1 pseudogene is annotated in these 491 nt (G+C 58.2%); it reads left to right on the forward strand.

Annotated elements, in window-relative coordinates:
* Window positions 1-268: 268 nt before the first annotated feature.
* Window positions 269-491: pseudogene (locus DKT72_RS19010) on the forward strand (hypothetical protein); the annotation flags it as partial.

The following is a 491-nucleotide window of genomic DNA, read 5'->3' on the forward strand; positions in this document are numbered from 1 at the left end:
GGTGTCCCACACCATCTTCACCATGTGTATGCCTGCCACGCAGTGAACACGGTGAATTCAGTGAACTCAGTGAAGCGTGCGGTTTCATAAGCATCGCTCGCTATAGCTTCGCCTGCTCACCGGCCGCGCCCACGCCCGCGCTTGCGATAGCGCACAAATAGACGATTGACCATTTCTGAGACGATACGGCGGCATAGAATAACGAACGTTGCGCATCGCGGCAAGCCCCGCGTGCGCCAAAACCCAAGAAATGTGAGAGAAGGGCACAATGAGTACTGCTGATGCGCCTAAGAAGCCGCGCGAAACCGACGACGTGCCGGTGCCGGCCACGCTGCGCAAGTCACTGAAGAACCGTCATATCCAGCTGATTGCACTGGGCGGCGCCATCGGAACCGGCCTGTTCTATGGTTCCAGCGAATCCATCGCGCTGGCCGGCCCCTCGATTCTGCTCGCCTACTTGGTTGGCGGCTTCGCGATTTTCATGATTGTGC

The organism is Confluentibacter sediminis (genome assembly GCF_003258355.1).
In the GTDB taxonomy this organism is placed as follows: Bacteria; Bacteroidota; Bacteroidia; order Flavobacteriales; family Flavobacteriaceae; genus Confluentibacter; species Confluentibacter sediminis.